We start from the raw sequence: 5,744 nt of genomic DNA, 5'->3' as shown, positions 1-5,744 counted from the left end.
GCAGAGATTTCCATCCGGGCGAGATTGGCGCCCATGCACATGTGGATGCCGTGGCCGAAGCCCAGCTGTTCGTTCGCGCGCCGCGTGATATCGAACCGCTCGGGGTCTTCCCAACGCCGTTCGTCGCGATTGCCCGATGCATACATCACGAGAACCCGAGCGCCCTTGTGGAGGCGCTGGTCTTCCACCGAAAAATCATCGGTCAACACGCGGGAAAAGCCCTGTACCGGACTCTCGAGCCGGATCGCTTCATTGACCGCGTTGGGGATCTGCGTCGGGTTCGCGCGCAGCTTGTCCCATTGATCGGGGTTTTCAGCGAACAGGGCGATCGCACTGCCCGTGGCAAGGATGGTGGTGTCCAGGCTCGGGCCCAGATAGTCGCCCATCACCGGCCCGACCTGCTCGGGCCTGAGCTCGCCGTTCTCGGCCGCTTCGTAGAGTTTGGCGACCCAGCTGCCCGGCTTCACGCGATCGGCGGTGCAACCGCGGGCATAGGTCACCATTTCGTCCAATATCGGAAGCGCGGTTTCCGTCAGCTCAAGGCCCCGTGGTCCAAAGGAGTTGAACACCGCGCCGGCCCATATGAGCATCCGCTCGCGCCCTTCCTCGGGCAGGCCGACCAATTCGGAGACCACCGTGACCGGGAGATGCGGCGCGAGTTCGGTCGCGGCATCGAAATCGCCTTTGGCCACCAGGCGCTCGACCAGTTTTTCGGCGAGATCGTAAAGTCCCTGACGCAGCTCGGTCAGTCGGGCTGGCGTAAGCGGCCGGCTGACGATCGAGCGCAAGGTGCTGTGCGAAGGCGCGTCGGTGAAGAGCGTGCTGCCCGCTATCGCCTTGTTCATCAGGTCGTTCATGGCAACGCCGCTCGACGAACAGAACAATAGGTTGTTCTTCAACGCCGCCTGCACGTCCGCAAACCGCGCCATGAGATAGAGATCGTATTTGGGAAGGCGCACGATCGGGGCCGTGTCCCGGAAGATGCGATAATTCTCGTACGGATCGGCAAGCGCCTCCGCCGAGTATATATCGATGTCCACGTCAGGAATATTGAATGCCATGTCGGTACTCCTGGAATTGCTTAAGGTAGACAACGACCTGTCCGTCTCGGCGACGGACGTTCTCGGAAACGGGACCGCACCATTTCTCCGACGTCATCAGTCGTTTCAACATCGGAGCGGCGCGCTCTATGCGCCTCTACACATTATGCCGGGCTGTGAAGTGCGACGATAATGCAGCACAAGCCCCAGAACATGTGAAACTCGCAGCCTCCGAGGTTCCAGACCCAGCGCCCCTTGGAGACTTTGAACGCCGCCAGTCCCGCACAGATCATGAAGATGCCACCCAGCCACGCCGCGTAGAATACGTAGATCCCAAGTACCAAACCGAAAAGCACGAGCGTCTGAACGACCAACGCAGTCCGCACGAAAAGCCATGCTGGCTTGAGCCCGGTGGCCTCGAAAAAGCCGAAAACGGCATCCTTGGCGGTGAACTGCGCGAGAATGTGCGGAATGAAGAGGAGTCCGCAGAGAATGCGAAGCTGGACAATGGCGTCAGTCAAATCCGGAAATACGATAGCATTCATGATACCCCCCGAGGCATGTGCAAGAACCGAATTCAAGTCATCGGACACGAGAGCAGCGAACCCTGCGCAACTCAGAGACCTGGCCTGAAGCCGACGGCTGCACTGCCCTGGCCACCGCAAAGGCGGCAGGGCAGTGCTGAGCGATCAGTCGACCTTAGCGGCGATGGCTTCCATCTCGACTACCCAGTTCGGGTTGGCGAGAGCGGACACCACAACCCAGGTCGAAGTCGGCAGGTAACCTTCGGGCAGGTACTTCTTGCGGTGCGGCGCCAGGAAGCGGATTGCGCTGGCGTCGGTCGAATAGACGTTGAGGTGGACGAGGTTCTCCGGCCCCATGTTCGCTTCGGCAAGAATGGCCAGCACGTTCTTCCAGATTTCCTCGTGCTGGGCCTCGAAACCCTCAGCCAGCGTTCCGTCGGGCTTGATGCCGGCCTGCCCAGCGATTGACAGGATTCGGGCGCCGGCCGGGATTTCGACCGAGTGGCTGTACGCTCCCACCGGATTGGCGATCGACTGGGGATTCCTTACTACAAACATGTCATTCGATCCTTTGCAAAGATGAGGATTAGGGATTGAAGATGGGCGCTAGGCGCCTGCCAATGGGACCAGACGAAGCGCGAGCTTCTGGAAACCCCGCAGGATGGCGTTGTCGGCCCGCTTGGCCTCGACGAGCTCGATCGCGCCCACCCTGCCGACAAGAGCCGTGAGCATTGCGGTGAGTTCCATCAGCGCCAGGTTCATGCCCACGCAACGGTGAGCCGAGTGCCCGAAGCCGACATGGTCGGTGCTGTCGCGCTCGATCTGGAATTGGTCCGGATTCTCGAAGCGACGGGGATCGCGATTGGCCGACGCATAGATGACGAACACGCGCGAACCAGCCTTGATCGGAGCACCGTCGATTTCCGTGTCCTCCGTCGCCACGCGCGAGAAGAACTGCACCGGGCTCTCCAGGCGAATGGCCTCGTGAATGGCGCGCGGAATGAGACTGGGCCGGGATCGGAGCAGTTCCCACTGGTCCGGATTGTTGGCCATCAGCCACAACAGGTTCGACATCGCGAAGATCGTCGTATCAAGCGACGGCATCAGATAGCCCTGCAGCATGCTGAGAAACTGCTCGTAATCGATCTCGCCACCCACCGATGCCTCGTGCAGCTGGGCGGACCAGCTGCCGGGCCGCAGCCGTTCAGGCAATCCCGGGTCGGCGATATAGCCCATCATCTCGCCGATAGTGGCCAGCGCGGGGGCCGTGCCGGGCATGATATCGGGGGCCATGCCATTGAAACTGGCGGCGGCCCAGGGAAGCATGCGGTCGGTGGCATCGTCGGGCATCCCAACCAACTCGGTGACCACCGAGAGCGGCAGATGGCACGCGATCTGCGACACCGCCTCGACCTCGCCACCGTTGTCCAGGATTCGCGTAATTTGCCGCACGCTGAGCTGGGAGAGCATGTCGCGCATCGGGGCGAGCCTCGCCGGGGTCAGCGGGCGACCGAGAATCCCGCGCAGGCGGGTGTGCTCCGGCGGGTCGGTGCCGACGATCGACCCCGCCATCGCTGCATTCATCGCGGCATTTTGCACAACGCCTTGCGCCGAGGAGAAGACGCGCTGATCGCCAAGGACCCGGCGCACGTCGGCGAAGCGGCTGACCGCGTAGAGGTCGAGCGTCCGCAGGTGCACGACAGGGCCCATCTCCCGCAGTTCTTCGTAGAACGCGTAGGGCTCTAGCCGCCGTTCAAGGTCGAACGGATTAACATCGGAAACCGGGAGGGAAGTCATCAAAGTCCCTTTCCTTGGATCAGGTCGGCATGCAGGGCGCAGATCATGTGTGAATGATCTTCTGGACGGACACGTCCGGCTTCCTCGTGGTGTCACCCTCTCGCAGGTTGACCTCCGCGATCTGATTTCCACTCGGCGCCAACCATGAATTGTGGCGATCCCACACCTTGGGATCATGTCCGGGAATGACCCGGTCGATCTTCTGCTTCAACGTCTCGCGAATCTGGCGGAAGACACTCAGCTGGTTCATCACGTTGCCCTGATGGTAGCCCGAAGGCCACATGCTCTCGATGTTCGAATACCAGTAGACCACGTCGCCAACGACGGCGAAGGGGCCGTTGCGGGTCTGCACTTCGAACCATTGGCTGCCGAAGGTGTGGCTGTCCTTGGCCAGCCGCGCCGTGATACCCGGCAGAACCTCCTCGTCACCGCGAATAAAACGCACGCGACCCTCGGCCAAACCCTGTGCGGCGCGGATCAGATCCGCGGGATCGAAGGACGAAAAGATAAAAGCCTTTTCCTCTTCGGTTTCATACTGGTGCGCGGAGCACACGATGTCCGACCAACCGAGATACTCGTCGATCTGGATATAGAGCTTGGCATTAGGAAAGGCTTCGAAATTGCCGATATGGTCGAAGTGCATATGGGTGACCAGGATCACCTCGACATCTTCGGGGGCGAAGCCGACGCGGGCCAGAACATCGCGCGGTTCCTCCCAGCTGGCGAACCCGTATTTCGCGGCCCAATGGTCATTGCGGAAGCCGCAATCGACCAGAGCGACGTGCTGCTTGCCGCCGACCTCCCCGCCGACCAGCAGCGTGTAGATCATCGGCACACGGATCGTGCCCATGTTGCTGAACTTGATGGCTCCTCCGAAGAAGTCCTGAGGCATCTCGGATTGGCAATACGCCAGGGGCCAGATCGAGTAATCGGTATCAAGCCGCGGTCCTAGACCGACAAGGGGGGGTGCCATAAAACTCTCCTAAATCTCCAGCAACTTAGTAGCAGAATCGAAGCAGATTTGCATTCGCTCAACCCTTGTTGTCTTGCCCACCGACACGTCGGAATATTCTCTCAAAAATCTGTCGGTCATACCGCCGCTACCCCACCTACCTGCGGCCGCTTGCGGGGCGCTGTTTCCTCCAGTCCAGTCATCACGACGGCGCCCAGCATCAGCCCGCCCAGCGCCAGATAGAGCATGTACTGGATGCCGAAGGCTGCGATGATGTAGCCGGCTACAAGCAGGGCCAGCCCACCTCCGAAGATCTCGCCTACGCCGATGATCACCCCGGATGCCGTCGAGACCATGCCAGGCGGGGCCGACTCCGATGCCACAGGCCCGGTAAGCAGGGAGAGCACCCCGAAGCTGCAGGCGGTTGCGCCGAACAGCGCGGCGAACAGGAACGTGGGCTGCGCGCCCAGCACGATGAAGAAATAGGTGAACGCAGCCCCGCCGACGAAGCCGAGGATGGCCATCACCCGGCGTCCGAAGAAATCCGACAGTGCCGGGAGCATCCAAAGGCCGACAAATCCACCAAACCCGATGGCCGAGGTCACGAGCCCCACCTGCATCGGGGGCAGCTTGAGATATTCTGCCAGATAGATCGGCGTGTTCGCGCTGATCACGAAAATGCCGCACATCGCGCAGAGCAATCCGACCATCCCCAGGCGGATGTTTCGCACCTTGAGCGCCTTGCGCGTGGATCTCGGTGGTGCGCCTGTGTGGATGGCCTGCTGCACCTGGTCCGGCTCCCGGATGACCCTCCACAACAGAACCGTGAGCACGAGGCCGGGTAGGCCAACAATAGCAAAGACCCCGCGCCACGACGTGAATTCAAGCAGCCAGGTCGCGAGAATGGGGCCGAATCCCAGTCCGAACAACGCGAACATGCTCTGTTGCAGGCCCTGATTGAACCCGATGCGGGATGGCTTCGACGCTTCCGCGGTCGCAGCGAAGCTGACGGGACAGAACGCGCCTTCGGAGACGCCCATTATGCCTCGGATCAAGAGCAAGCTGGTGAACCCGCCGGCCAGGCCTGACAGTCCCGAAGCGAGCGAGAAGATCAGTAGCGCCGGCAGCATGACCTTGCGGCGGCCGACCCGATCCGAGAGATGCCCCATCGCGGCCGCAGCCACCCCCCAGGTGATCCCGAGGATGGCAACAAGGACATTGATCCGCGCGGGGCTCATCCCCAAGTCGTGCATGATCTCCGGAGCCAAGGGTGCAATGATCCAGCGGTCCAGCCCCACGAGCCCGAACCCGAGACTCAGCAGCAGTACCGCCTTCCACTCATAGGCGGGATCGGAATCGTTAGTCAGGGAGCTCGCCATCCCAACATCCTTGCTCGTTCCGGATCCTATCAAGTCCCGGCCGGTCTGGAGG

Annotated in this window: 6 protein-coding genes; all 6 read right to left on the bottom strand. The window is 61.4% G+C overall.

Features of this window, described 5'->3' with window-relative positions; translation table 11 throughout:
* A partial coding sequence (locus AC1DQK_RS18980; RefSeq protein WP_477873399.1) for a cytochrome P450 occupies window positions 1-1,061 on the bottom strand: 1,061 nt, incomplete at its 3' end.
* A 143-nt stretch (window positions 1,062-1,204) separates the two neighbouring features.
* The gene (locus AC1DQK_RS18975; RefSeq protein ID WP_477873397.1) at window positions 1,205-1,585 is read right to left on the bottom strand and encodes a DoxX family protein; all 381 of its coding nucleotides are present in this window, start codon (window positions 1,583-1,585) and stop codon (window positions 1,205-1,207) included.
* Between the two features lie 144 nt (window positions 1,586-1,729).
* Window positions 1,730-2,122 carry a RidA family protein gene (locus tag AC1DQK_RS18970; protein ID WP_477873396.1) on the bottom strand — a complete coding sequence of 131 codons (393 nt, stop codon included), beginning with the start codon at window positions 2,120-2,122 and terminating at the stop codon, window positions 1,730-1,732.
* A gap of 48 nt (window positions 2,123-2,170) precedes the next feature.
* A complete protein-coding gene (locus AC1DQK_RS18965; protein WP_477873401.1) occupies window positions 2,171-3,361 on the bottom strand; it encodes a cytochrome P450 in 1,191 nt (396 codons plus the stop codon).
* Between the two features lie 43 nt (window positions 3,362-3,404).
* Entirely contained in the window at window positions 3,405-4,253 is an 849-nt protein-coding gene (locus AC1DQK_RS18960; protein ID WP_477873394.1) for an N-acyl homoserine lactonase family protein, read from the bottom strand.
* A 197-nt stretch (window positions 4,254-4,450) separates the two neighbouring features.
* Window positions 4,451-5,692 (bottom strand): MFS transporter, encoded by a 1,242-nt coding sequence (locus AC1DQK_RS18955; RefSeq protein WP_477873392.1) that lies wholly within the window; start codon window positions 5,690-5,692, stop codon window positions 4,451-4,453.
* Between the last annotated feature and the right edge of the window lie 52 nt (window positions 5,693-5,744).

This window comes from Rhizorhabdus sp. P4_G5, assembly GCF_056401065.1.
Note: the sequence above shows the minus strand (reverse complement) of the source record. Positions and strands in the feature narration are given on the sequence as shown.